The sequence below is a fragment of the Rhodanobacter sp. FW106-PBR-R2A-1-15 genome (assembly GCF_058789735.1).
Genome location: NZ_JBYTEM010000004.1, coordinates 62822 through 87720 on the forward strand (window position 1 = coordinate 62822; position 24899 = coordinate 87720).

A 24899-nucleotide genomic window follows, 5' to 3' on the forward strand; every position below is an offset into this window, starting at 1 on the left:
TTCGATGAATCCCCAAACGCTGCAAATCATCTGCTTCTACGTCTTCAGCCTGGTCGCCGTGGCGGCCGCGCTTTCCGTGATCACGCTGAAGAACACCGTGCATGCCGTGCTCGCGCTGGTGCTCACCTTCTTCAGCGCCGCCTGCCTGTGGATATTGCTGGATGCCGAGTTTCTTGCGCTGGCGCTGGTGGTGGTCTACGTCGGCGCGGTGATGGTGTTGTTCCTGTTCGTGGTGATGATGCTCGACATCGACCTGGAGAAAATGCACGAGGGTTTCGTGAAGTTCCTGCCGGTCGGTGTGATCGTGGCCGTCGTCATGCTGGCCGAGATGCTCGGCCTGATCGGCGTGCGGGCCATGCATGCGCGCGATCTGGGTGCCGACCCGGCCGCGGTGGCCGGTGTGTCCAACACCGCGTGGCTGGGCCAGGCGTTGTACACGAAGTTCCTGCTGCCGTTCGAAGTGGCTGCGCTGGTGCTCACCGTAGGGCTGGTGGCGGCGGTGGCGCTGACCCTGCGCGAGCGCCGTGACGCGCGTTACGAATCCGCCAGCCGGCAAGTCAGGGTCGATCCGCGCGACCGCGTACGCATCGTCAAGATGGACGCCGTGCGCCAACCGCCAGCCGCCGACGAAGGCAGCGCAGGAGAATCCAAGCCATGATCTCGCTCGCACACTACATCGTGCTCGGCGCTGTGCTGTTTTGCATCGCCGTGGCCGGGCTGTTCATCAACCGCAAGAACGTGATCGTGCTGCTGATGTCGATCGAGCTGATGCTGCTTGCGGTCAACATGAATTTTGTCGCGTTCTCGCGCTTCCTGGGCGACGTGTCGGGGCAGGTGTTCGTGTTTTTCATCCTCACTGTGGCCGCGGCGGAAGCTGCCGTGGGCCTGGCGATCCTGGTCTTGCTGTTCCGTACGCGCAACACGATCAACATCGCCGACATCAACAGCATGAAGGGCTGAACCCATGGGTCTTTCCACGAGCGTCCTGTTGACCATCGCACTGGCGCCGCTGCTTGGTTCGCTGGTGGCCGGTTTCGTCAGCCCGTTCCTTGGCCGCGCGGGCCGCGCGGTCGCCCACAGCGTCACCATCGCGTGCATGATCGTATCGGTCGCGCTGTCCTTCCAGGTGCTGTACCAACTCACCCTGGGCGGTGCGGGCAACTACAACCAGAACATCTACACCTGGTTCCAGATCGGGCAGGTCAACGCCAGCGTCGGCTTCATGGTGGACCGCCTCACCGCGATGATGCTGGTGGTGGTGGGCTTCGTCTCGCTGGTGGTGCACCTGTACACCATCGGCTACATGCGCGACGACCCGGGCTACACGCGCTTCTTCAGCTACATCTCGCTGTTCACCTTCTCGATGTTCATGCTGGTCATGAGCAACAACTTCCTGCAGCTGTTCTTCGGCTGGGAAGCGGTGGGCCTGGTGTCGTATCTGCTGATCGGCTTCTGGTACAAGCGGCCGACCGCGATCTTCGCCAACCTGAAGGCGTTCCTGGTCAACCGTGTGGGCGACTTCGGATTCCTGTTGGGCATCGCGGCGGTGCTGACCTTCCTGCACACGCTGGACTATGCCAGTGCGTTCAGCGCGGCGCCGGGTCTGGCCGGCCAGACCCTGCAGATCACCGCGAACACGCAATGGGATGCGGCGACCGTGATCTGCATCCTGCTGTTCGTCGGCGCGATGGGCAAGTCGGCGCAGGTGCCGCTGCACGTGTGGCTGCCCGACTCGATGGAGGGCCCGACGCCGATCTCCGCGCTGATCCACGCCGCGACGATGGTCACCGCCGGCATCTTCATGGTGGCGCGCATGTCGCCGCTGTTCGAGATGTCCTCGACCGCGCTGAGCTTCGTGCTGGTGATCGGTGCGACCACCGCGTTGTTCACCGGCTTGATCGGCATCGTGCAGAACGACATCAAGCGGGTGATCGCGTATTCCACGCTGTCGCAGCTGGGCTACATGACGGTGGCGCTGGGCGTGTCGATGTACTCCGGCGCGGTGTTCCACCTGATGACCCACGCGTTCTTCAAGGCGCTGCTGTTCCTCGGTGCCGGCTCGGTGATCATCGCGATGCACCACGAGCAGGACATGCGCTACATGGGCGGCCTGCGCAAGTACATGCCGGTCACCTGGATCACCATGTGGATCGGTTCGCTGGCGCTGGTGGCGGTGCCGTTCACCTCGGGCTTCTACTCGAAGGACGCGATCATCGAGGCGGTCGGCCTGTCGCATCGCTGGGGCGCGAACTACGCCTACTTCTGCGTGATGGCCGGCGTGCTGGTGACGGGGCTGTACACATTCCGCCAGATGTACCTGACCTTCCATGGCAAGGAGCGCTTCACCGTCGTCGCCGCCCACGGCAACGATCATGAGCTGGCTTCCAGCGACATCGTCTACGACGTGCACGTCTCGGCCGACTCGCACGAGGACGAGCACCACAGCGGTGGCCAGCCCGGCGTGCTGCATCACCCGCCCAAGGAATCGCCGTGGGTGGTCACGCTGCCGCTGATCCTGCTGGCGATCCCGTCGCTGCTGATTGGTTACGTCACCGTGGGGCCGATGCTGTTCGGCAACTGGTTCGGCACTGCGATCCACGTGAACGAGGCCAACGACGTACTGGCCGAGCTCGGCCAGGAGTTCCACGGCGCGGCGACGATGGCCTTGCATGGCTTCACCCAGCTGCCGTTCCTGCTGGTGCTGGTGGCCTTCGTGATCTGCACTTACATCTACGTGTTCAATCCCGCGCTGGCCGATCGGATCAAGCGGGCGCTCATGCCGTTGTGGACGGTGCTCGACCGCAAGTACTGGGTGGATGAAGTGGAGTACGCGCTGTTCGCTAGCGGTGGGCAGAAAATGGGGCGCCTGTTCTGGAAGTTCAGTGACGCCGGCGTGATCGATGGCGTGGCGGTGAACGGGTCGGTGCGGCTGATCCATCGCGGCGCGGCGCTGATGCGGCGACTCCAGACCGGCTACCTGTACCACTACGCGTTCGCCATGATCATCGGCGTGATCGTGCTGTTTGGCGGCTATCGACTGTTCGGCAACTAGGGGAAGCAGGCTCCATGTTCACTCATCTTCTCAGTCTGCTGATCTGGCTGCCCATCGTCGGCGCGGTGCCGGTGCTGCTGGCCGGCTCGGCCCGGCCGATGCTGGCGCGCTGGCTGGCGTTGCTGATTACCATCGCGACCTTCGTGATCAGCCTGTGGCTGCTGCGCTACGACCCGAACGGGTCGGTGATGCAGATGCAGGAAACCCATGTCTGGATTGCTACCTGGGGCGTGCATTTCACCTTGGCGGTGGACGGCATCTCTGTCGCATTGATCCTGATGACGACCTTCGTCGGCATCCTGGTCATCGGCGGGGCGTGGAAGGTCATCCAGAACCGGCCGCACCAGTACATGGCCTGCATGCTGCTGCTGGAGGGCCTGCTGATCGGTGTGTTCTGCGCCACCGACGCGCTGGTGTTCTACGCCTTCTTCGAGGCGGTGCTGATCCCGATGTATATCCTGATCGGCATGTGGGGTGGCCCGAGGCGCGTATACGCGACGCTGAAGCTGTTCATCTACACGTTCACCGGTTCGGTGTTCATGCTGATTGCGCTGCTGTACCTGTATCAGAAGGCGCATACGTTCGACCTGGCGACGCTGGCCGCCCTGCCGCTGACCATGAAGGAGCAGGCGTGGCTGTTCTTCGGGTTCCTGATCGCCTTCGCGATCAAGGTGCCAATGGTGCCGGTGCACACCTGGCTGCCCGACGCCCACGTCGAGGCCCCCACCGGCGGCTCGGTGTGGCTGGCCGCGGTGATGCTGAAGATCGGCACCTACGGCATGGTGCGCTTCATCCTGCCGATCACCCCCGATGCCGGTGCGCACTTCGCGTGGATCGTGATCGTGCTCAGCTTGGTCGCCATCATCTACATCGGCTATGTCGCGCTGGTGCAGGAGGACATGAAGAAGCTGGTGGCCTATTCGTCCGTGGCGCACATGGGCTTCGTCACCCTGGGCATCTTCATGGCGTTCATGCTGGTGCGCGAAGGCGGCAACACCGAGATGGCCAGTCTGGGCATGCAGGGTGCGATGGTGCAGATGATCTCGCACGGTTTCGTCTCCGGCGCCATGTTCACCTGCATCGGCGTGATGTACGACCGTACCCACACGCGCCAGATCAAGGATTACGGCGGTGTCATCAACATGATGCCGTGGTTCGGCTTCTTCTACGTGTTGTTCGCGATGGCGAACTGCGGCCTGCCTGGCACCAGTGGTTTCGTCGGCGAGTTCATGGTGATCCTGGCCAGCTTCAGCGCCAGTCCGTGGATCGCGTTGTTTGCCACCTTCACCCTGATCATCGGCGCCGGCTACACCTTGTGGTTGGTCAAGCGCGTGCTGTGGGGACCGGTGACCACCGAACATGTCAGACACATGACGCCGATGACCGCGCGGGAAACCTGGGTGCTGATCGGCTTTGCCGTTGCGGTCCTGATCATCGGCGTGTGGCCGCAGCCGCTGGTCCACCTGATGGACAGCTCGGTGGCGCACCTGGTGCAGCAACTTGCCGTCCACAAGATCTGAGCAGAAGCGAACATGCCCACTCTCCATGACATCCTGACCCTGCTGCCGGAGCTTTACCTGGTGGCGGCGGTGTGCCTGATCCTGCTGCTGGACGCATTCATGAAACCGGCGCAGCGACCGCAGCTGCACTGGATCTCCATCGCCGTGCTGCTGGTGGCGATCTACCTGGTGGTCGCCGGCCAGCCCGAGCAGACCGCGACGGCGTTCAACGGCATGTTCGTGCGCGACCACATGGCGGAGATCCTCAAGGTCTTTGCGCTGGGTCTCACCGCCGTGGTGTTCGTGTACGCGCGGCCATACATGATCGACCGCAAGCTGTTCGGCGGCGAGTTCTACTCGTTGATGATCTTCGCCGTGCTCGGCGTGATGGTGCTGGTGTCGGCCGGCAACCTGGTGACGATCTACCTCGGCCTGGCGCTGCTGTCGTTGTCGTCCTATGCACTGGTCGCACTGAATCGCGATGCGCTCTTGCCGCCGGAGGCGGCGATCAAGTACTTCGTGCTGAGTGCGCTCGCCAGCGGCATGCTGCTGTACGGCATGTCGATGGTCTATGGTGCGTCTGGCATGGGTGGTACACCGACGCTGGATCTGGCGCAGTTGCATGGCGTGATGGCCTACACCACCGCGCCGAAGCTGCTGCTGCTGGGCCTGATATTCATGCTGGTGGGCATCGGTTTCGAGCTGGGCGTCGCACCGTTCCACATGTGGCTGCCGGATGTCTACCACGGCGCGCCGACGCCGGTGACCACCTTCATCGGTGCGGTGTCGAAACTGGCGGCCTTCGGCCTGGCCTGGCGCCTACTCGAGGTCGGCATGGGCGACCTCAGCCGGTACTGGCAGCCGATGCTGGCCGCGCTGGCCACCGCATCGCTGGTGCTCGGCAACCTGGTCGCCATCGTGCAGACCAACTTCAAGCGCATGATGGCGTACTCGACCATCTCGCACATGGGCTACGTGCTGCTGGGGCTTTCGGCGGCGACCCCGGAGGGCTATTCGGCCGCGCTGTTCTACGTGATCTGCTACGCGTTGATGAGCGCGGCGGCGTTCGGCGTGATGCTGGTGCTCACCCGCGCCGGGTTCGAGTGTGAAGAGATCAGCGACTTCAAGGGCCTGAACCAGAAAGCGCCGTGGATGGCGTTCCTGATGTTGCTGGCGATGTTCTCGCTGGCCGGCGTGCCGCCTCTGTTCGGGTTCTGGGCGAAGGTGCTGGTGCTCGAGGCGGCGATCCATGCCGACATGCTGTGGCTGGCCATCGTCGGTATCGTCGCGGCGTTCATCGGGCTCTACTACTACCTGTATGTCATCAAGGTGATGTACTTCGATACGGCGGAGGAGGGCGCGGTGGTGGAGGTCAAGGCCGACACGTCGCTGCGCGTGGTGCTGTCGGTGAACGCACTGGCCCTGCTTGCGCTCGGTCTGTACTGGGGACCCTTGCTGGCGTGGTGCCAGCGCGCGTTCGGCGTCTGACCTCGGCGCCGGTGGTGGATGGTTTTCCAGCGGCTGCGGCGATCTTCGTGCTTGCAAGAAACCCGCCATCCCGGTAAACTTCGCGGACTCTGATGCGGGGTGGAGCAGTCTGGCAGCTCGTCGGGCTCATAACCCGAAGGTCGCAGGTTCGAATCCTGCCCCCGCTACCAGCTTTAGCTGACAATCCGATGCGGCGATCTCTGCGAAGAGGTCGCCGTTTTCATTTCGGACGGTGATTCGCTCCCCGAGCAATTCGCGGATCGCTTCGCGTGCTGCCGGCAAGTTTTGCGCACGTTGCGCCAGCACTTTCACCATCGCGTCCCAGCGCTCGCGCAGCCGCGGCAGCATGGTCACGGCCGGGGCAGGGCGCATGGCTTCCTGCGCATCCTGCAATTCGCTTTCTGCGCGTTCCAGCTCAGCCCGCGTGCCCTTGCGCTGAATGTTGGCCCGATAGCCCTGCACGTACAGCTCGGTTTCCCGCGCGTGCTTGGCATAGCCGCGGTCGGCGTAGACATCTTTGTGGGTATTGGCCTCGTCCAGTATCGACTCGAACACCTCGGTGTCGTTGACCGAGGCGCTGGTGACGTCGACCTTGCGGATGAAGCCCCAGCGCCGATCCGTGTTGGCGTGCAGCTTGTAACCGTAGTGGCTCTTGCCGTGCTTCTTCGTCCAGCGCGCATCCACGTCCTTCTGCGCGCGCTTGAAAGGCTCGGGTCCGTCCCGCTTTCTGGGGCGGCCTGCGGGTGGTTGAGCAGCGACTTCGCGTGGCAGCCGCTTGATGGCCGCGTGGGGCACACACGAATCGCGTGAATCCTTCGGCCTCCCGGGCGGCTCTATGAGGTGCCGGACGCCCCGGCCCACCTTACGGAGATACCCATCATGAACTACGACAATCTGCTCAAGGTCGCCCTGGCCGGCGCGCTGACCTTCGGCGTGGTATCGGTTGCCACCGCCAGCCCGGCGCCGAACGGCGCGAACGACATGAAGTCGGCCAACATGGCCATGACCAAGTGCTACGGCATCAATGCGGCGCACAAGAACGACTGCAAGTCGCCGGGGCATTCATGCGCCGGCCAGGACAGCAAGGCACGTGATGCCAATGCGTTCGTGGCCGTGCCGGCCGGCCTGTGCGAGAAGATCGACGGCGGTTCTACCACCCCGGTCGACAAGGCCTGAGTCAGGGCCATGAGCTGCCTGCTGCCACAGGTGCAGCGCCCGATCCCGGCAGCCGTCGGGATCGGCTTGCGCGCGCCGCACATCGCCCGGGTGCTGCAGGAGCAGCCGCGGGTGCCGTGGTTCGAAGTGCACAGCCTCTTATGGAGGGAGGCCGGTGCCACATTGCCTGAGAACGGTGCCTACTGTGTTCGTGGCTCGCTCTGAGGACCAAACCGTGACGCGTCGATCGTACCGTAGGTATTCCCGCGGCAACCGGCACAGAGGACTGCTCAGTTAGGTGGTTCATGAATGCCGTGCGCACGAGGCTCGCAGGGGCTAAGTCTGCTGGCCGGGTGCCGACGCATGCCTTTCACCCGCGTGCCGCCCGTCCTTCCCAACGGAAGGGGCTATCGCCCGCATTCCTTCCCGCGCGCCCACGGCGTCGTACGGATCGTGTTATCACTCAAATCAGACGGAGCAGTTCTGTGAACGTAAGTGTTATGAGCCGGCCGCGAAACCATCGGGCTGTTAACGCCACACATCACGTGGATGCCGCCCCCGTCCGTGGCCCTTGGTTGTTCATGACACGGCGCGTGCGCGGGTCCAAGCGGCCTCGCCTCAAGATGCTTGCCCAATGCCTCGCTGTCTCGCTGGTCACGGCGACCCCGACCGTCTTTGCCCAAAGCACCGCGCCTGACCAGACGCCAAAGGACTTACAGGCCATCATCGTGACCGCCCGTGATCAGCAGGAGCCGTTGATTACCGTTCCCGAGAGCATCACGACCTTCTCAGCGTCGTCCCTCAATGCGCTGGATATCCGCTCGTTCAACGATTACGCCACCAAGACACCGAACCTGTCGTTCAACTACGGATCGGGCACTACCGGCATTTCAGCGGCGCGAACCATTGCGATCCGAGGGATCGGCGGACAGAACCTCTTTGGCGCGGCGGGTTCCACCGGCTTTTATATTGACGATACGCCGCTACCCGAATCGATCGATCCGCGCATTGTCGACATGGAGCGCATCGAGGTTCTGAAAGGGCCGCAGGGCACGCTATTTGGGCAAAGCTCATTGGGCGGCACCGTCCGCATCATTACCCAAAAACCCGACCTGTCGCACAACGACATCGGCTTCATGACGCAAGCAGGATTCACGTCCGGTGGTGGGAGCCCGGATAAGGGCGGTAGCGTGACCGGCAATCTCGTGGTCATTCCCGACGAAATGGCCATCCGCGCCGTGCTCTTCGCCAACCACGACGCCGGCTACCTGACGCGCACCTATCCCTCACCCGACAGTCCAGCCGTCGGCGATCCCTTTATCGCTGCCCCGCGTACGCGTGTGGATGACCAGGGTGCGCAAACGACGTACGGCGGATCGATCACAACGCTTCTTCGCGTCACTCCGTCGTTCGATGCGACCTTGCGCTTCTTGATGCAGAACACCTATTTCCACGGCTTTCCCGCGACCTTTGCTCCCCTGCCATCCTTCAAGCCGGCGTATCAGCTTGACCGGGCCTTCGATATCCAGCCCAGCGCGTTGGACAAGTGGTATTTGCCGTCCCTCGATCTTCGCTACCACGGGGATCACTACACGTTAGTGTCGGTCACCAGCTACTTTGATCGCCACAGCCGCGACATCGAGGACTCCACCTATGGCACCCAGCAAGTCATGAGCGGCTACTACGGCGTGCCATCGCTTCCGCCACAGCCTTTCCTCTGGGACCAGGAACACCACCAGGATCAGTTTAGCCAGGAGCTTCGATGGGAATTCACGGACGTCTTTGGCGCCAAGGGCACGTTGGGCGCGTTCTATTCGAAGACCCACACCACGCTCAGTGTGCCGCCAGAGTACGCGCAGGGGCTTGTGGCAGCCACGGCGGACAACACCGTGGTGGGTCCTTGGCCGAACAACCTTCTTTGGATCGACCGCAACCCGGGCATGCAGGAAGAGAAGGCGATCTTCGGCGAGATCGACGTACCGCTCGCCGAGCGTTGGACGGCCACCCTGGGCGCCCGACAGTATTGGCTGCATCAAACGTCCGACTTCACAGCGTATGGCTTCAACAACTTCGGAGCCACGACCAGCGATCCGCAGTCGAGCCATCAATCGGGTCTCGACCCCAGGCTCGCGATCCGTTATCAAGCTATGCCAAACACCCTGTTCTATGCGTCGGCGTCGAAGGGGTTTCGAGCCGGCGCGGCGCAGCAGTATCTGCCGTTCTGCGCGTTGCCGTCGTTACCCGCCGATGACATTACGCATCTGAAGTCAGACACGCTCTGGAGCTATGAAGTTGGTGCCAAAACGTCGATTCCCGATGCAGGCATTTTCATCTCGGCGTCCGCCTACCACATCGACTGGCGCAATCTCCAACAGCAAGTCGCCTTGCCTTGTGGCGCGTACTTTTCCATCAACGGCCGCCACGCGCACATCGACGGGGGTGAAGTCGAGTTCAACGGACGCGCCACCGAGCACCTCGAGCTACGCGCCGGCGTGGGTTACGAACGCAGCCGCATCAACGACCCTGGCGCGCTGTCGATCGTGGGCATCACGCCCGGCTCGTCGGTCCTGGGTGTGCCTACCTGGACGGCGACGCTAGCGGGTGTCTATACCCATCCTATTTCGCGGGGCTGGGACGGTTACCTGGAAGCGGACGCGGGCTATACGGGCAGCAGCCGGACCTTGCTGAACGGTGGCAACGGCCTGTTCGGGACGCGCGATGCTTACGTGCTCACCAACGTTCGTGTCGGCGTGCGGCATGGGCCATCGGATGTTTCCTTGAATGTCCACAATGCCGGTAACGCGAAACCGAACCTGGGTGACATCGGTTACGTGGGTTATGCGCAATATACGCAAAATGGCACGATCATCCCCCAGGTCGCCACCCTGCCGCCGCGGACGGTGCTATTGGAGTATCGCTACAACTACTGACCGTTGGGTTCCGATCGTCGCCCGGCGTCTGTGCTGGCATCGGCCTGTGTCGTGACGGGCGCCGTCCCATCGCGATGGGGCCTTCGATCCGGTCGCTGAAGGCGCGATGTTCACGCAACGCGATGAATGCTTTTCCAGCCCTTGGCCCTCTCATGAAGGGGCGTTTGGCGTTTGGGCATGGACGCGCGAAAGCCCCCGTCAGATCATGCTGACTTCGCAAGGAATGTTTCACGTGCACGTTGGGAATCCCGCACCGCCCGCGACTGGGATGGCGCTGCATCGGTTGGTGCGAGGCCTGTCGGGCCTTGGATTGGCCGTCGCCCTGGCGGCCTGTCAGAGCCCGACGCCGGCACCTGCGGCCGACCCCCGCACGGCGTCGTGGGGCACCGTACTCACCCAGGCGCGCGGCCAAACCGTGACGATGGCGATGTGGCAGGGCGATCCGGCCATCAATGCCTATATGCGCACCTACGTGGCGCCCCATCTCGCTCACGACTTCGGCATCACGCTGCGGCTCGTGCCGGGGCAGGGCAATACCGTGGTGACCGCCTTGATGACCGAGGCGGAGGCCGGCCCTGCCTCCAGTGCCTTCGATATCGTCTGGATCAATGGCGAAACGTTCTACCAGTTGCGCCAGATCCACGCGCTGTTTGGTCCCTTTACCGCTCAGCTGCCGAACAACCGGTACGTCGATTGGCAGAATCCGTTCATCGCACTGGACTTCCAGCAGCCCGTCGACGGCCAGGAGGCGCCCTGGGGCAACGTCCAGTTGCTGCTGATCACGGACCGCGCCCGCGTCAGCAATCCGCCGCGCACGCCGGCGGCGCTCGCGCAATGGATTCACGCACACCCGGGCCGCTTTACTTTCGACACCGGTTTTACCGGCACCAGTTTTCTCAAATCGCTCCTGTACGCCTTCGCCGATGCGCCGGCGCAGCTGCAAGGGCCGTTCGATCCGGTGGTCTATGCGCGCCTGCGCGATCGCGTGTTCGCCTGGGTACAGTCCGTGCGGGGCGACTTGTGGCGTCACGGCGAGACCTTTCCCACGGATGTGGCGCAGCTGCATACGCTCTTCGCCAACGGCGAAGTGGACTTCACCATGGGCTTCAACGACGGCGAGGTCGACAACAAAGTCGATGATGGCCTCTTTCCGCCGACCGCCACGGCCTACGCCTTGACCACCGGCACCCTGCAGAACAGCCACTACCTGGGGATCGTCCAGCGCTCGGCGCACAAAGCCGCCGCGATGGTGACGATCAACTTCCTGGAATCCCCGGATGCGCAGCTGCGCAAGCTCGATCCCAAGGTATGGGGGGACGGCACGGTGCTGTCCCTGGACGCGTTGCCGGGTGATTGGCGTGCACGCTTTGCGCGGGTCCAAGCGCGTCAGCACGCCCCGGGGCGACACGCCCTCCAGCCCTTCGCCCGACCGGAGCCCTCACCTGAGTGGATGATCCGCCTGTCCGAAGACTTTCGTCGCCAGGTGATGCATGACTAGGTGGCGCACCCCGGACCCGTGGTTGACGCTCCTGCTGTTGCTGACAGTGGGGCCGATGGTGGTGGCCTGGATCTTCATGGTGGCCTATGCCTCGGGCGGTATCGGCCTGCTCTCGACGGGTTGGACGCTCGCGCATTGGCGTGCCGCGCTGGCGAGCGGCGAGACCTGGGCGTCCATCGGTTACAGCTTCGCCCTGGCCGCCGTCACCATGATCGTGGCCTTGGGGCTGGCCATGATCGGCCAGGCCGTGCTGGGCGCACACGCGCGTCGCGGTGCCCTGGGCAGCCTCCTTTTTGTGCCGCTGGCCGTGCCACCGCTGGTGGCGGCCCTGCTGAGCATCGAGCTGTTCGGCAACACCGGCTGGTTGGCCCGTCTCAGTCACGCCGCGGGGCTGATCGACCGGCCCGAGCAGTTTCCAGCGCTGCTGTTCACGCGCTCGGGCAGCGGCATCGTGCTGACCCAGGTGTGCCTCGTCGCGCCGTTTTTGTGGCTGTTGGTCGATCGATTGATGCGGCACGCGCGCGTCGCCGACCTGGGGCAGGTGGCCCGCACGCTTGGAGCCAGTTCGTGGCAAGTCTGGCGTCGCGTGACGTTTCCCGTCGTGCTGCGCGCCGGAGCACCCACGTTCAGCGTGTACTTCATCGTACTGGCCGGCGCCTTTGAGGTGCCGCTCATGGTGGGCGCGCAGTACCCGCAGGTCGTGTCGCTCCTGATCCAGCGCAAGTTCGATCGCTTTGACCTCACCAGCAAGCCCGAGGCCTATGCGATCGCCGCGCTGTACGCCGTGATCGCCGTGACCGCTTTGCTGGCGTTGTTTCGCTGGCACCGACACCGGGTGGGCGGGGAGGGCGACGCATGAGCGTTCGACGCGTGCTGGCCAGCCTCCTGGCCCTGGCGCTTGTGGCTCCGCCGCTGCTATTGGGCATGCTTTCCGTCGCCCGCCAGTGGCGGTGGCCCGCGCTGTGGCCGACCGCGTGGCAGGTCCAGCAATGGCACGAGGTAGCCGGGGACCTCACTGGCGCCGGCATGCTGGGCGCGCTGGCTCGCTCGCTCGCCCTGGCACTGACGGTGGCTGTGGTCGCGACGGCGCTCGGCTTACCGACCAGTCGACGGGTCGCGGGCCTCCCGCGGCGCGGTGCGTGGCTGACGGCGCTGCATCTGCCGTACGCGCTCTCACCGGTGGTGCTGGCTGTCGGCCTGCTGTTTGCGTTTCTGCATCTGCACCTGGCCGGACATCTCCTCGGCGTGCTGCTCGCCCAGCTGGTCTTCGCCTATGCCTACGCGGTCATCCTGCTGAGCGCGTTGTGGACACCACGCGTCGCCGCGCTGGAAGACCTGGCGAGCACCTTGGGCGCGCGTCGCCTTCAGGTTTGGTGGCGCGTCCTGGTGCCGGTGGCGCGCCCGATGCTCGCCGTCTGCCTGTTCCAGACGTTTCTGATTTCCTGGTTCGACTACGCGCTGGTACGGTTGATCGGGCAGGGCGAGGTGCAGACGCTCACCATCCGCCTGTTCGAGTACTTTACGTCCGGCGACCTTCGGCTGGCCGCGACGTGTGCCCTGATCTTGATGACGCCGCCCCTGGTCACGCTACTGGTCCATCGCGCGGTGCCCCCGTCGCTCCTGGCACCCCAGGCAGGCTCGTCCCATGAGTAATCGCTCACCTGTTGCCCTGACGATCGAGAACCTACGGGTGACGCTCGGGGACAGCGCCGTGCTGGACGGCGCCTCGCTGCATCTGGCTGCCGGCACCACGTTGGCGGTGATCGGTGCCTCCGGTTGCGGCAAGACCACCTTGCTGCGCGCGATTGCCGGGCTCGTGCCGATCGCGGCTGGCCGCATCACCCTCGGAAGCCAGCCCGTCGACGGACTGCCGCCTCACCAGCGCGGCATGGTGTACCTCAATCAGGAGCCCTTGTTGTTTCCGCATCTGAACCTGTTCGACAACGTCGCCTTTGGTCTGCGGTTGCGGCATCGACCCGAGGCCGAGATTCGGGCGCGGGTCAGCGAGTTGATGGTCCTGCTCGAACTCGACGGGCTGGAGCGCCGTGCACCCCACGCGTTGTCCGGTGGCCAGCGCCAACGCGCCGCGTTTGCCCGCGCCCTGATCGTGGAGCCCGCCTTGCTTCTGCTGGATGAGCCCTTCAGCAACCTCGATCCCGATACCCGGGTCAGCGCCCAGACGCTCTTTAAGCAAGTGGCGCGCACGCGTGGCATCACCTCAATGTTCGTGACGCACGATCTCAAAGAGTCGCTGCGCATGGGCGATACCTTCGCCCTGATGCGACGCGGGCAGCTGCGCCTCTACCACGATCGCGCTGCCTTTTGCGGCGACCCGGACACCGGCGTGGCACGGGAAGCGGCCTTCTGGAGCCTCGTGATCGATGCCCCGGTTGCGTCCACCTCCGGCGTGTCGCACCGGCGTACCTGACGCCTCGCGGGCGCGCGCGTTACGACGGCAGGGACAGCCATCGCGCGGCATGGCGCAACCGCTGGACCATGGTGTAGCCGATCACGGCGATGAAGACGCCGGTCCAGATCAGGAGATGGCTGCGGTCCGCCACCATCAGCGTGAGGCAGATGAACGCCTCGGTGCGCTCCCCCAGGCCCGGGGAGTAGTGAAAGGATTTCACCGATGTATTGCGAATCGCCGCCGCGATCGACAGAAACAAGGACATCGCCACAGCGATTTCGCCCGCCAGGATCACCAGCATGAAGCGCGCTTCGGGATGACGCCACGCCAAGGCGACGATCATGGCCACCTCGACCACACGATCGAAGGTGATGTCCATGATGGCGCCCAGGGGGCTGGTATGGGTCATGCGGGCGAGGGCGCCGTCCGACGCATCCAGCAACCCCGACAGCCACAGCAGGCCAATCCCCAGCCACGGTTGATCCAACGCGATGCTCAGCGCTGCGACCACACCTACCAGCATGGCCAGTGCCGTGACCGCATTCGCGGAGAGGCCCAGCGCCTTCAGGCCGCGGGCGACCCGGGCAATGAACGGTTCCACCAGATGACGTGCACGGGTATCGAGCATGGTTCCTCAACGAAGCAAGCAGCCCACAGGCCAGAAAGAAAAAGGGCAAGGCGCCCTAGAATAGGTCCGACACCGTGACGCGGAGCTTGCCACTGGGGCGAGGGGGATGTCATCGACAAAATGGCTGTGCAGCTCGATCTGCACCCCCAGCACGCGCCGCGTTTCGTGCTCGATCATGGCCAGCGCCTGCTCATCAAAGCGCGGCTCGCGGACAATGGATACATCCAGCCGATCCAGCTGACGCTGGACCACCTGGAACCGCTCCACACCAGGGACGCCCTTGCCCAACTCACGCCAGCGCTGGCAAGGGGCGACACGGCCGCGCCACAGGCGACGACGGTGCATGCAGGGGCCAAGGGCTCCGATGACCTCCCGTAAAGATTAAAGAGAGGCGCTCACCTGGCCAAAGGATTCATGGCGTCACGCAACTGCCAATGCGGCGACCTGCCCGTCACCGGCAGCCCGATGCGCCTCGGCCCGGCGCTGCCGTAACCATGACGCCCGTACCCGCAGCGGGGACGGCAGGGGCGGGGCCCTGTCGTGACACGACACTTGCCTCATCACCTAGAGACCGACATGCCCGATTCGTGGAACCTTTAGATGCCGATCGAGCTCAAGTTCAATAGCACGGAGGTCGATTAGCGAGGGGTTATCCGGGTAGGTTAGGGCTTCTGCCCTAAGCGGCCAGCGGAGTCAACGCTCGCGCCCGTTACCCTCGTAGATCCTCACCATACGGTCCATGGAGGAGGGGTAGAATCCGTTTGCACCGCGAGATGTTGTCGGCTATGATCAACAAACTCTGATGCGGCCAAGCGGCAGCCTGATGGTCTCAGTAGGATAGAGCCTGAATCCTGCCCCCGCTACCAGATCTTTCTTGATGTAAGAAAGCCTCCTCGTGAGGCTTTTTTGTTGGGCGCAAGGGATGCGCTGCGCGGGGCCGGCTCAGCCGGCGCCCGCAGTGGAAAGAGCTGCATGGAGTGGGACATCGGCGAGATAGGGAAATGGGCCGTTGGAGCCCATTTTTTGTTTCTGCGGTTCTCACAGTGGGAAGGCGACCCATGGATACACAGGCACTGGCGCAACGTTTCAGCGGGGTTCTGGCCGATCTGGGCCTGGAATGCCTTGGTGTGGAGTTCACCCCGTCGCAAGGGCAGAGTACCCTGCGCGTCTACCTGGACTTGCTGGACCGGGAGGCGGGCGACGGCGAACGTCGCGAGGTCGGCATCGAGGATTGCGAGACCGCCAGCCGTGAGCTGTCCGCCTTGCTGGACGTCGAGGATCCGATTCCCGGCCACTACGTGCTGGAAGTTTCCTCGCCGGGTCTGGATCGGCCGCTGTTCACCGCTGCGCAGTTTGCGCGGGCCAGCGGGCAGGAAGTGAAGGTGCTGCTGCGGGCGCCGCTGGAAGGCCGCCGTCGCCTGCGCGGCAAGCTGGTTTCGGCGGAAGGCGGGCACGTCGTGCTGGACGCCGAAGGCAAGACATTCGAATTCGAGCACGCGCTGGTGGAAAGTGCGCGTGTGGTGCCGGACTGGGTGGCGCTCGGTTATGCGCCGCAACCCAAGCCCGGCGGCAAGATGCCCGGCAAGAAATAATCGCTGCGGCCATCCGGGGCCGCGTTCAAGGTTTTGTGTTCCTGGATGGGCGTAACAATTCAACCATCGGCATCCGGACGGGGTGTCTACGGAGTTGCAGTAATGAGCAAAGAACTTTTGCTGGTCGTCGACGCGGTCGCCAATGAAAAGGGCGTGCCGCTGGAAGTGATTTTCGAGGCGATGGAGGCCGCGCTGGCCTCGGCCGCGAAGAAGCGCTATCCGGACGAGGAGCCCGATATCCGCGTGTCGATCGACCACAACACCGGCGAGTACGAGACGTTCCGCCGCTGGGAAATCATCGCCGACGACGGCGAGATGGAATCGCCGTCGTACCAGCTGCGCCTGATGGATGCGCTGGACGAGCGCGCCGACGCCAAGGTGGGCGAGTACATCGAGCAGCAGATCGAGAACGCCGAGTTCGGCCGCATCGCCGCGCAGGCCGCCAAGCAGGTGATCGTGCAGCGCGTGCGCGAGGCCGAGCGCCAGCAGGTGGTCGACGCGTTTGCCGACCGCGTGGGCGAGCTGGTCACCGGCATCGTCAAGCGCGTCGAGCGCGGCAACATCTATCTCGACCTGGGCAGCAACGCCGAGGCGTTCATTCCGCGCGACAAGACCATTCCGCGCGAATCGGCCCGTGTCGGCGATCGCGTGCGCGGCTATCTGTACGAGGTGCGCTCCGAGGCGCGCGGCCCGCAGCTGTTCGTGTCGCGTGCCGCGCCGGAGTTCATGATCGAGCTGTTCAAGCTGGAGGTGCCGGAAGTCGGCCAGGGCCTGGTCGAGATCAAGGGCTGCGCCCGTGATCCGGGCGACCGCGCCAAGATCGCCGTGCTGGCCCACGATAGCCGCACCGATCCGATCGGCGCCTGCATCGGCATGCGCGGCTCGCGCGTGCAGGCGGTGTCCAACGACCTCAACGGCGAGCGCGTCGACATCATCCTGTGGCACGAGAACCAGGCCCAGTACGTCATCAACGCGATGGCGCCGGCGGAAGTGCAGTCCATCATCATGGATGAGGAAAAGCACTCGATGGACATTGCGGTGGCCGAGGACAAGCTGTCCCAGGCGATCGGCCGCGGCGGCCAGAACGTGCGCCTGGCCAGCAAGCTGACCGGCTGGCAGCTCAACGTGATGACCCAGGACCAGGTTACCGCCAAGAGCGAGTCCGAGCAGGAGGCCGCGCGCCAGCTGTTCATGGACAAGCTCGAGGTGGACCAGGAGATCGCCGTGATCCTCGTGCAGGAGGGCTTCTCCAGCATCGAGGAGATCGCCTACGTGCCCAGCGCCGAGCTGCTGGCGGTGGAGGGCTTCGACGAGGACATCGTCGAGGAACTGCGCGCCCGCGCCCGTGACGCGCTGCTGACCGAGGCACTGGCGGTGGAGGAGGGCGTCGGTGAACATCAGCCTTCCGAGGAGCTGCTGGCGCTGGACGGCATGGACGAGGAGACGGCCTTTGCGCTGGCCGCGCGCGCGGTGACCACGGTCGACGACCTGGCCGACCTGGCGGTGGACGACCTGATCGACATCGAAGGTATGGATGAGGAGCGTGCCGCGGCGCTGATCATGGCTGCACGTGCGCCGATGATCGCGCGACTGGAGAAGGGTGGCTGACCACAGGCGGCGGCAGCCCCGGAGGGGTTGCCGGGAAAGGCTTCGGCGAAGCCTTTCACCACGGATGGAGGTGGCGGCGCAGATGATGCCGCACGGACGATAGGCGCGGGAACGGCGGAGCAAACAACACGATGTCGGATGTTACGATCAAACAACTCGCCCAGGTACTGGGCATGCCGGTCGACCGGCTGCTGACGCAGCTGGACGAGGCAGGCATGAAATTCTCCGACCAGGAGCAGGTCATCAGCAGCACCGAGAAGGTGAAGCTGCTCGGTTTCCTGCGCCGCACGCATGGCAAGGGCGAAGCCGCCAGCGAGGCCGACGACAGCGCGCCGCGCCAGATCACCTTGAAGCGCCGCACGGTCGGCGAGCTGAAGGTGGCGACGCCCGGCGGCCGCGGCGCCGCAGGCACGGCCAAGACGGTCAATGTCGAGGTGCGCGCCAAGCGCACCTACGTCAAGCGCAGCGTGATCGCCGAGGAAGCCAGCGCCGAACCCGAGCGCGAGGAGGCCGTGCGCAAGCTGCAGGAATCGCAGCAGCAGCGTGAGCAGGAAGAGCGCGAGCGGGTCGAGGCCGAGCAGCGCCGCCAGGCGGAGGCGCAGCACGCCCTGGACGAACAGCGCCGCAAGGCCGAAAAGGAGCAGCGTGAGGCGGAACTGGCTCGCGCGGCCGAGCCGGTGGCGGTCGAACACGTCGAGGCGACGCCGGAACCGGCGGCCGAAGTGGCGCCTGCGGCCGCCCACGACGACGCCACCGGGACCGTCCAGCGCATCGACCAGCGCGACCTGGGCATGATCCTGCCGCGCATCCACGAGCCGCGCAAACGCGAAAAGCTGGTCAAGCCGGTGGCGGCGCCCGCGGCGCCGGCCGCTCCTGCGGCGCGTGGTGCGGTGGCCGGTGCGGCGGCACCGGCCGCGGCCGGCGAGGCCGCTCGCGGCAAGCCCAAGCATCCGCGTGAGCGCAGCGAGAATCTCGGCAAGGAAGACCGCGAGGCCGGCAAGCGCTTTGCCGGCGGCCAGATGCATCTGAGCGAGGCCGACCGTGCCCGTCGCTCTTCCAGCAGCAAGCGCGCCAAGCCCGGCCGCAGCGGCGGCCGCGAAGCATTGCGCGGCGGCGGTGCGGCGGCGGCCGGTCCGCACGGCTTTTCACGACCCACCGCGCCGGTGGTGCGCGAGGTGGTGGTCAGCGATACCAACGTGGTGGCCGACCTCGCCCAGAAGATGGCGGTGAAGGGATCGGAAGTGGTCAAGGCGCTGTTCAAGATGGGCGTGATGGCGACCATCAACCAGACGGTCGACCACGACACCGCGGTGCTGGTGGTCGAGGAGCTGGGCCACACACCGGTGGCGGACACCCAGAACAACGCCGAGGAGACGCTGGCGGCGCATACCCAGAACATCGAACTGGAGGGCGAGAAGGTCACGCGCCCGCCGGTGGTGACGATCATGGGCCACGTCGACCACGGCAAAACCTCGCTGCTCGACTACATCCGCCGTACCAAGGTCGCCTCCGGCGAAGCCGGCGGCATCACCCAGCACATCGGTGCCTACCATGTGGAGACTTCCAGAGGCGTGATCACGTTCCTGGATACCCCCGGCCACGCCGCGTTCACCTCGATGCGCGCCCGTGGTGCGCAGTCGACCGATATCGTGATCCTGGTGGTGGCCGCCGACGACGGCGTGAAACCGCAGACGATCGAGGCGGTCAAGCACGCGCGTGCCGCCAAGGTGCCGCTGATCGTGGCCGTCAACAAGATGGACAAGGACGGCGCGAACCCGGACAACGTCAAGCAGGGCCTGGTGGCGCAGGAAGTAGTGCCGGAGGACTGGGGCGGCGACGTGCAGTTCGTGCCGGTGTCGGCGAAGACCGGCATGGGCATCGAGAACCTGCTCGACGCGATCTCGGTGCAGGCCGAGGTGATGGAATTGAGGGCGGTCGTCGACGGCCGCGCCTCCGGCGTGGTGATCGAATCCAGCCTGGACCGCGGTCGCGGTCCGGTGGCCACGGTGCTGGTGCAGCAGGGTACGCTGCGCAAGGGCGACTTCGTGGTCTGCGGCGTCGAGTACGGCCGCATGCGCGCGCTGATCGACGAGACCGGCAAGCAGGTGGCCGAAGCCGGCCCGTCGATCCCGGTGCAGGTGCTGGGTCTTTCCGGCGTGCCGGAAACCGGCGACGATTTCGTCGCCGTCGAGGACGAGCGCCTGGCTCGCGAAGTGGCCGAGGAGCGCCAGCTCAAGCGGCGCGAGACGCGGATGGTCAGCAAGAGCAACCGGCTCGAGGACATCATCGCGAAGATGGGCCAGGGCGAGGAGCAGCAGACGCTCAACATCCTGGTCAAGGGCGACGTGCAGGGCTCGGTCGAGGCGTTGCGCGAGTCGCTGACCCAGATCGGCAACGATCGGGTTCGCGTCAACGTGGTCGCCTCCGGCGTCGGCGGCATCACCGAATCCGATGCCACGCTGGCCACCGCCTCGAAGGCGCTGTTGATCGGCTTCAACGTGCGTGCCGATGCTTCGGCGCGCAAGGTGATCGAGACGAACGCCGTGGACGTGCGCTATTTCTCGATCATCTACGACGTGATCGACCAGGTGACCCAGGCGGCCACCGGCCTGCTCGGCATGGAAGTGCGCGAGGACATCATCGGCACCGCCGAGGTCCGCGACGTGTTCCGCAGCTCCAAGTTCGGTGCGGTTGCCGGCTGCATGGTCACCGAAGGTTCGGTCAAGCGGAACAAGCCGATCCGCGTGCTGCGCGACCACGTGGTGATCTTCGAGGGCGAGCTGGAATCGCTGCGCCGTTTCAAGGACCTGGTCGACGAAGTCCGTGCGGGCATGGAATGCGGCATCGCCGTGAAGCAGTACAACGACGTCAAGCCGGGCGACCAGATCGAGTGCTTCGAGCGCACCGAGGTGGCACGTACCTTGTGATGCCTGCGGCATCGCAAGGTACGCGGGATTCGGGATTCGGGATTCGGCAAAAGCAAAAGATGAATCCCGTTTACCCCGTTCTTGCCGTAACCCGCTTTTGCTCTAACGAATCCCGAATCCCGAATCCCGAATCCCGACCTCCAACCATGCCCTCCCGCGATTTCAAACGTACCGACCGCATTGGCGCCGAACTGCGCCGCGAGCTGGGCTTGCTGGTGCACGCGGCGGTGCGCGACCACGGGCTGCCGTCGACCAGCGTAAGCGACGTGGAGATCACCCGTGACCTCGACTGGGCCACGGTGTGGGTGACCACCATGCTGCCCGAGCAAGGCTTGCCGGCGGTGAAGGCGCTCAACGAGATGAGCCATGAGATCCGCCACGCACTGGCGCACAGCGGCATGCGCATGCGCCGGGTGCCGGAGCTGAAGTTCAAGTACGACGATTCGGTCGACAAGGGCGAGCGCATCGAGTCGCTGCTGCGCCAGCAGGCGCGTGATCTGACGCCGCCGGATGGCGGCGAGCGCGATTGAATCGCCAGTACGGAATTCCGCCGAGTCGATGAATCGTTCGCCGCGCATCCCGTTCCGCGACCTGCACGGCATCGTGCTGCTCGACAAGCCGCCGGGCCTGAGTTCCAACCAGGCGCTGCAGGCCGTGCGCCGACTGCTGCGTGCGTCCAAGGGCGGCCATACCGGTGCGCTCGATCCACTGGCCACCGGCCTGCTGCCGCTGTGCTTCGGCGAGGCGACCAAGCTGGCCGGCAGCCTGCTGGGTGCGCGCAAGGCCTATCTGGCCGAGTGCCGGCTTGGCGTCACCACGGATACCGCCGACAGTGAGGGTGAGGTCGTTCAGCAGCGCCCGGTACCGGAACTCGATGACGCCAGGGTCGAGGCGGCGCTGGCCAGGTTGCGCGGGCGCATCCAGCAGGTGCCGCCGATGTATTCCGCGCTGAAGCAGGGCGGCGAACGGCTGTATGCCAAGGCGCGCCGCGGCGAAACCGTCGAGCTGGCGCCGCGCGAGGTGGCGGTGCACCGGCTGGAGTTGCTGGCGCGCGAAGGCGACACGCTGCAGTTGCTGGTGGAGTGCGGTTCGGGTACCTATGTCCGTTCGCTGGCGGTGGATCTGGGCGAGGACCTGGGCTGCGGCGCGCACCTGACCGCGCTGCGCCGGATCTGGGTCGAGCCGTTCCGAGAGCCGCGGATGGTGACCCTGACGCAGCTGGAGCAGGCGGCGGAGCAAGGCGACGAGGCTTTGCTGGCATGGCTGCTGCCGGTATCGGCCGGCCTGTCCGATCTGCCGGTATTGCGACTCGATGAGACGCAGAGCATGGCCATCTCGCGCGGCCAGCAGATTGCGCTGCCGGGCCTGCCGGAAGTCGGGCATTGCGCGGCATACGCCAGCGACGGCGCGCTGTTGGCGTTGCTGGAAGCCGATGCCGAAGGGCGTGCGCGCATCGTGCGCGGCTTCAATCTGCCGCCGGGCTGACCGATTTGCTCCGACGGCAGGCGGCGCTCTTGTTGAAGCACCACTCCCATCAGTAGAATAGACAAGTTATTTCAACGCTTTCACTCACCTAGGCGAAGCTTGCGCTTGCGTCATCGCGATGACGCAAGCGCAAGCTTCGCATCGCCTTTCAAGGAAACGTACAACCATGTCTCTTACCGCAGAACAGACCGGCAAGATCATCGCTGATTTCGGCCGCGTGCCCAACGACACCGGCTCGACCGAGGTCCAGGTGGCCCTGCTGTCCGCCCGCATCGACCATCTCACCGGCCACTTCAAGGACCACAAGCAGGATCATCACTCCCGCCGTGGCCTGCTGAAGCTGGTCAACCAGCGCAAGCGCCTGCTCAGCTATCTGAAGGATCGCGATCTTGCACGCTACCAGACCCTGATCGAACGCCTCGGCCTGCGGCGGTAATCCGTGCGTTCATCCGTGGACGCAAAGATCAAGAGGCGCTCACCCGTGAGCGCACTTCTCAATCAGATCAGGAATTAAGCACGTGGCAAAAGTAACCAAGTCATTCCAGTACGGTAATCACGAAGTCACGCTGGAGACGGGCGAAATTGCCCGCCAGGCATCCGGTGCGGTCATGGTCAGCATGGGCGGTACGGTGGTGCTGGTCACCGCCGTCGCCGCGGCCAAGCAGAAGGAAGGGCAGGACTTCTTCCCGCTCACCGTCGACTACGTGGAGAAGTTCTACTCCGCCGGCCGCATTCCCGGCGGCTTCTTCAAGCGCGAAGGCCGCCCGACCGAGAAGGAGACGCTGACCTCGCGTCTGATCGATCGCCCGGTGCGCCCGCTGTTCCCGGACGATTTCAAGAATGAGGTGCAGGTCATCGCGCAGGTCGTCTCGCTCAACCCCGAGATCGACGGCGACATTCCGGCGCTGATCGGTGCATCCGCCGCGCTGAGCCTGGCCGGCATCCCGTTCAAGGGTCCGATCGGCGCCGCCCGCGTCGGCTACGCGGGTGGCAAGTACCTGCTGAACCCGTCGGCCACCGAGCTGAAGACTTCCCAGCTGGACCTGGTCGTTGCCGGTACCGCCGGTGCCGTGTTGATGGTGGAATCCGAGGCGCAGCTGCTGTCCGAGGACGTGATGCTCGGCGCGGTGATGTTCGGCCACCAGCAGATGCAGATCGCGATCCGCGCGATCGCCGAGCTGGCCACCGAAGCCGGCAAGCCGTCGTGGGACTGGCGGGCACCGGCGCGCAACGAGTCGCTGGTCGCCGCCGTCAAGGGCGCAGTCGGCAATCAGCTGGCCGCAGCGTTCCAGGTGCGCGACAAGCTGGAGCGTCGCGACGCGATCTCCGCGATCAAGGCCGATGTGCTGGCTGGTCTCAAGGCGCAGGCCGAAGAGAACGGCTGGTCCACCGCCGCGATGGCCACGGAATTCGAGGAACTCGAATACCACACCATGCGCGACAGCGTGCTGAAGACCAAGGTACGCATCGACGGCCGCCAGCTCGACGACGTGCGCGCGATCACCGCCCGCGTCGGGGTACTGCCGCGTACGCATGGTTCCGCGCTGTTCACCCGCGGCGAGACGCAGGCCCTGGTGGTGGTCACGCTGGGCACCACGCGTGACGCGCAGATCATCGACGCACCTGGCGGCGAGTCGAAGGATCCGTTCCTGTTCCACTACAACTTCCCGCCGTTCTCGGTGGGCGAGGCCGGTCGCTTCGGTGCGCCGAAGCGCCGCGAGATCGGCCACGGCCGTCTCGCCAAGCGCGGCGTGCAGGCAGTCAAGCCGGGCATCGAGGAGTTCCCGTATGTGGTGCGCGTGGTCTCGGAAATCACCGAGTCCAACGGCTCCTCGTCGATGGCCTCGGTATGCGGCTCCTCGCTGGCGATGATGGATGCCGGCGTGCCGCTGAAGGCACCGGTGGCCGGCATCGCGATGGGCCTGGTCAAGGAGGGCAGCGACTTCGTCGTGCTGTCCGACATCCTGGGCGACGAGGATCACCTCGGCGACATGGACTTCAAGGTGGCCGGCAGTGCCGACGGCATCTCCGCGCTGCAGATGGACATCAAGATCGACGGCATCACCGAGGAGATCATGAAGGTGGCGCTGGCCCAGGCCAAGCGCGGCCGCCTGCACATCCTCGGCGAGATGGCCAAGGCGATCAGCACCGCGCGCGCCGAGATGAGCGAGTACGCCCCGCGTCTGATCACCATCAAGATCCACCCGGACAAGATCCGCGAAGTGATCGGCAAGGGCGGTGCCACCATCCGCTCGATCACCGAGGAGACCGGCACCACCATCGACATCAGCGACGACGGCACCATCGTCATCGGCTCGGTCAACCGCGAGGCGGGCGAAACGGCCAGGAAGCGCATCGAGCAGATCGTCTCGGACGTCGAGCCGGGCCGCATCTATGAGGGCAGGGTGGCCAAGCTGATGGACTTCGGCGCCTTCGTCACGATCATGCCGGGCAAGGATGGTCTGGTGCACGTCTCGCAGATCTCCGACGAGCGCGTCGAGAAGGTGTCCGACAAGCTGAAGGAAGGCGACATCGTCAAGGTCAAGGTGCTCGAAGTGGACAAGCAGGGTCGCATCCGCCTGTCGATGAAGGCCGTGACCGAGGAAGAGCGCGCCGGCGTCTGAGTT

General features: G+C 65.0%; 23 protein-coding genes and 1 tRNA gene. 21 read left to right on the top strand and 3 right to left on the bottom strand.

The window, feature by feature from the left end:
* Nucleotides 1-4 precede the first annotated feature (4 nt).
* From AC3WTD_RS03645 to AC3WTD_RS03670, 6 genes are all read left to right on the top strand, one after another.
* Nucleotides 5-658, top strand: a complete 654-nt coding sequence (locus AC3WTD_RS03645; RefSeq protein ID WP_027492179.1) for an NADH-quinone oxidoreductase subunit J — start codon at nucleotides 5-7, stop codon at nucleotides 656-658.
* Entirely contained in the window at nucleotides 655-960 is a 306-nt protein-coding gene (nuoK, locus tag AC3WTD_RS03650; protein ID WP_008435603.1) for an NADH-quinone oxidoreductase subunit NuoK, read from the top strand. The genes AC3WTD_RS03645 and nuoK overlap by 4 nt, the downstream gene beginning before the upstream one ends.
* A 4-nt stretch (nucleotides 961-964) precedes the next feature.
* Nucleotides 965-3052, top strand: coding sequence for an NADH-quinone oxidoreductase subunit L (nuoL, locus tag AC3WTD_RS03655; RefSeq protein ID WP_027492180.1), 2088 nt, complete (start codon nucleotides 965-967; stop codon nucleotides 3050-3052).
* A 14-nt stretch (nucleotides 3053-3066) separates the two neighbouring features.
* Entirely contained in the window at nucleotides 3067-4572 is a 1506-nt protein-coding gene (locus tag AC3WTD_RS03660) for a complex I subunit 4 family protein (protein ID WP_027492181.1), read from the top strand.
* A gap of 12 nt (nucleotides 4573-4584) precedes the next feature.
* Complete coding sequence (nuoN, locus tag AC3WTD_RS03665; protein WP_027492182.1) at nucleotides 4585-6039, top strand: NADH-quinone oxidoreductase subunit NuoN; 1455 nt, start codon at nucleotides 4585-4587, stop codon at nucleotides 6037-6039.
* A 93-nt stretch (nucleotides 6040-6132) separates the two neighbouring features.
* Nucleotides 6133-6209, top strand: a tRNA-Met gene (locus AC3WTD_RS03670).
* On the opposite strand, the gene AC3WTD_RS03675 is transcribed toward AC3WTD_RS03670, so the two are convergent.
* Entirely contained in the window at nucleotides 6166-6900 is a 735-nt protein-coding gene (locus AC3WTD_RS03675; protein ID WP_492612980.1) for a transposase, read from the bottom strand. The two genes, AC3WTD_RS03670 and AC3WTD_RS03675, sit on opposite strands and share 44 nt — an antisense overlap.
* A gap of 18 nt (nucleotides 6901-6918) precedes the next feature.
* Between AC3WTD_RS03675 and AC3WTD_RS03680 the strand changes: the two genes are divergently transcribed.
* From AC3WTD_RS03680 to AC3WTD_RS03710, 7 genes are all read left to right on the top strand, one after another.
* Complete coding sequence (locus tag AC3WTD_RS03680; protein WP_027492184.1) at nucleotides 6919-7215, top strand: BufA1 family periplasmic bufferin-type metallophore; 297 nt, start codon at nucleotides 6919-6921, stop codon at nucleotides 7213-7215.
* A 9-nt stretch (nucleotides 7216-7224) separates the two neighbouring features.
* The gene (locus AC3WTD_RS03685; protein WP_027492185.1) at nucleotides 7225-7419 is read left to right on the top strand and encodes a hypothetical protein; all 195 of its coding nucleotides are present in this window, start codon (nucleotides 7225-7227) and stop codon (nucleotides 7417-7419) included.
* Between the two features lie 368 nt (nucleotides 7420-7787).
* Nucleotides 7788-10124 (top strand): TonB-dependent receptor, encoded by a 2337-nt coding sequence (locus AC3WTD_RS03690; RefSeq protein ID WP_492612930.1) that lies wholly within the window; start codon nucleotides 7788-7790, stop codon nucleotides 10122-10124.
* Between the two features lie 106 nt (nucleotides 10125-10230).
* A complete protein-coding gene (locus tag AC3WTD_RS03695) occupies nucleotides 10231-11622 on the top strand; it encodes an ABC transporter substrate-binding protein (protein ID WP_492612931.1) in 1392 nt (463 codons plus the stop codon).
* A gap of 22 nt (nucleotides 11623-11644) precedes the next feature.
* Nucleotides 11645-12481: an ABC transporter permease subunit gene (locus AC3WTD_RS03700; RefSeq protein WP_492612932.1), complete on the top strand. Its 837-nt coding sequence runs from the start codon at nucleotides 11645-11647 to the stop codon at nucleotides 12479-12481.
* Complete coding sequence (locus tag AC3WTD_RS03705) at nucleotides 12478-13275, top strand: ABC transporter permease (RefSeq protein WP_492612933.1); 798 nt, start codon at nucleotides 12478-12480, stop codon at nucleotides 13273-13275. The genes AC3WTD_RS03700 and AC3WTD_RS03705 overlap by 4 nt, the downstream gene beginning before the upstream one ends.
* Nucleotides 13268-14050, top strand: a complete 783-nt coding sequence (locus AC3WTD_RS03710; protein ID WP_492612934.1) for an ABC transporter ATP-binding protein — start codon at nucleotides 13268-13270, stop codon at nucleotides 14048-14050. The genes AC3WTD_RS03705 and AC3WTD_RS03710 overlap by 8 nt, the downstream gene beginning before the upstream one ends.
* A gap of 19 nt (nucleotides 14051-14069) precedes the next feature.
* On the opposite strand, the gene AC3WTD_RS03715 is transcribed toward AC3WTD_RS03710, so the two are convergent.
* Together AC3WTD_RS03715 and AC3WTD_RS03720 are read right to left on the bottom strand one after the other, a co-directional pair.
* Nucleotides 14070-14660, bottom strand: coding sequence for a CDP-alcohol phosphatidyltransferase family protein (locus AC3WTD_RS03715; RefSeq protein ID WP_027492189.1), 591 nt, complete (start codon nucleotides 14658-14660; stop codon nucleotides 14070-14072).
* A gap of 6 nt (nucleotides 14661-14666) precedes the next feature.
* Nucleotides 14667-14888 carry a hypothetical protein gene (locus AC3WTD_RS03720; protein ID WP_492612981.1) on the bottom strand — a complete coding sequence of 74 codons (222 nt, stop codon included), beginning with the start codon at nucleotides 14886-14888 and terminating at the stop codon, nucleotides 14667-14669.
* Here AC3WTD_RS03720 and AC3WTD_RS03725 point away from each other — a divergent pair.
* From AC3WTD_RS03725 to pnp, 8 genes are all read left to right on the top strand, one after another.
* Complete coding sequence (locus AC3WTD_RS03725) at nucleotides 14781-15038, top strand: hypothetical protein (RefSeq protein WP_492612983.1); 258 nt, start codon at nucleotides 14781-14783, stop codon at nucleotides 15036-15038. The genes AC3WTD_RS03720 and AC3WTD_RS03725 overlap by 108 nt on opposite strands.
* Nucleotides 15039-15718: 680 nt before the next feature.
* Nucleotides 15719-16252, top strand: coding sequence for a ribosome maturation factor RimP (gene rimP, locus AC3WTD_RS03730; RefSeq protein ID WP_027492191.1), 534 nt, complete (start codon nucleotides 15719-15721; stop codon nucleotides 16250-16252).
* Nucleotides 16253-16354: 102 nt separating this feature from the next.
* A complete protein-coding gene (gene nusA, locus AC3WTD_RS03735) occupies nucleotides 16355-17860 on the top strand; it encodes a transcription termination factor NusA (RefSeq protein ID WP_027492192.1) in 1506 nt (501 codons plus the stop codon).
* Between the two features lie 131 nt (nucleotides 17861-17991).
* Complete coding sequence (infB, locus tag AC3WTD_RS03740) at nucleotides 17992-20787, top strand: translation initiation factor IF-2 (protein ID WP_492612935.1); 2796 nt, start codon at nucleotides 17992-17994, stop codon at nucleotides 20785-20787.
* A gap of 146 nt (nucleotides 20788-20933) precedes the next feature.
* A complete protein-coding gene (gene rbfA, locus AC3WTD_RS03745) occupies nucleotides 20934-21317 on the top strand; it encodes a 30S ribosome-binding factor RbfA (RefSeq protein ID WP_027492194.1) in 384 nt (127 codons plus the stop codon).
* A gap of 28 nt (nucleotides 21318-21345) precedes the next feature.
* The gene (gene truB, locus AC3WTD_RS03750) at nucleotides 21346-22272 is read left to right on the top strand and encodes a tRNA pseudouridine(55) synthase TruB (protein ID WP_027492195.1); all 927 of its coding nucleotides are present in this window, start codon (nucleotides 21346-21348) and stop codon (nucleotides 22270-22272) included.
* A 166-nt stretch (nucleotides 22273-22438) separates the two neighbouring features.
* Complete coding sequence (rpsO, locus tag AC3WTD_RS03755) at nucleotides 22439-22708, top strand: 30S ribosomal protein S15 (protein WP_008435593.1); 270 nt, start codon at nucleotides 22439-22441, stop codon at nucleotides 22706-22708.
* 82 nt (nucleotides 22709-22790) lie between these two features.
* Complete coding sequence (gene pnp, locus AC3WTD_RS03760; protein ID WP_235642005.1) at nucleotides 22791-24896, top strand: polyribonucleotide nucleotidyltransferase; 2106 nt, start codon at nucleotides 22791-22793, stop codon at nucleotides 24894-24896.
* The last annotated feature ends 3 nt before the right edge of the window (nucleotides 24897-24899 follow it).

Bases quoted from the DNA above. Each gene is read 5' to 3' on its own strand.
- AC3WTD_RS03645 (WP_027492179.1), top strand. From the start codon at position 5: ATGAATCCCCAAACGCTGCAAATCATCTGCTTCTACGTCTTCAGCCTG.
- nuoK (WP_008435603.1), top strand. From the start codon at position 655: ATGATCTCGCTCGCACACTACATCGTGCTCGGCGCTGTGCTGTTTTGC.
- nuoL (WP_027492180.1), top strand. From the start codon at position 965: ATGGGTCTTTCCACGAGCGTCCTGTTGACCATCGCACTGGCGCCGCTG.
- AC3WTD_RS03660 (WP_027492181.1), top strand. From the start codon at position 3,067: ATGTTCACTCATCTTCTCAGTCTGCTGATCTGGCTGCCCATCGTCGGC.
- nuoN (WP_027492182.1), top strand. From the start codon at position 4,585: ATGCCCACTCTCCATGACATCCTGACCCTGCTGCCGGAGCTTTACCTG.
- AC3WTD_RS03680 (WP_027492184.1), top strand. From the start codon at position 6,919: ATGAACTACGACAATCTGCTCAAGGTCGCCCTGGCCGGCGCGCTGACC.
- AC3WTD_RS03685 (WP_027492185.1), top strand. From the start codon at position 7,225: ATGAGCTGCCTGCTGCCACAGGTGCAGCGCCCGATCCCGGCAGCCGTC.
- AC3WTD_RS03695 (WP_492612931.1), top strand. From the start codon at position 10,231: ATGTTCACGCAACGCGATGAATGCTTTTCCAGCCCTTGGCCCTCTCAT.
- AC3WTD_RS03705 (WP_492612933.1), top strand. From the start codon at position 12,478: ATGAGCGTTCGACGCGTGCTGGCCAGCCTCCTGGCCCTGGCGCTTGTG.
- AC3WTD_RS03710 (WP_492612934.1), top strand. From the start codon at position 13,268: ATGAGTAATCGCTCACCTGTTGCCCTGACGATCGAGAACCTACGGGTG.
- AC3WTD_RS03715 (WP_027492189.1), bottom strand. From the start codon at position 14,660: ATGCTCGATACCCGTGCACGTCATCTGGTGGAACCGTTCATTGCCCGG.
- AC3WTD_RS03725 (WP_492612983.1), top strand. From the start codon at position 14,781: ATGGCTGTGCAGCTCGATCTGCACCCCCAGCACGCGCCGCGTTTCGTG.
- rimP (WP_027492191.1), top strand. From the start codon at position 15,719: ATGGATACACAGGCACTGGCGCAACGTTTCAGCGGGGTTCTGGCCGAT.
- nusA (WP_027492192.1), top strand. From the start codon at position 16,355: ATGAGCAAAGAACTTTTGCTGGTCGTCGACGCGGTCGCCAATGAAAAG.
- infB (WP_492612935.1), top strand. From the start codon at position 17,992: ATGTCGGATGTTACGATCAAACAACTCGCCCAGGTACTGGGCATGCCG.
- rbfA (WP_027492194.1), top strand. From the start codon at position 20,934: ATGCCCTCCCGCGATTTCAAACGTACCGACCGCATTGGCGCCGAACTG.
- truB (WP_027492195.1), top strand. From the start codon at position 21,346: ATGAATCGTTCGCCGCGCATCCCGTTCCGCGACCTGCACGGCATCGTG.
- rpsO (WP_008435593.1), top strand. From the start codon at position 22,439: ATGTCTCTTACCGCAGAACAGACCGGCAAGATCATCGCTGATTTCGGC.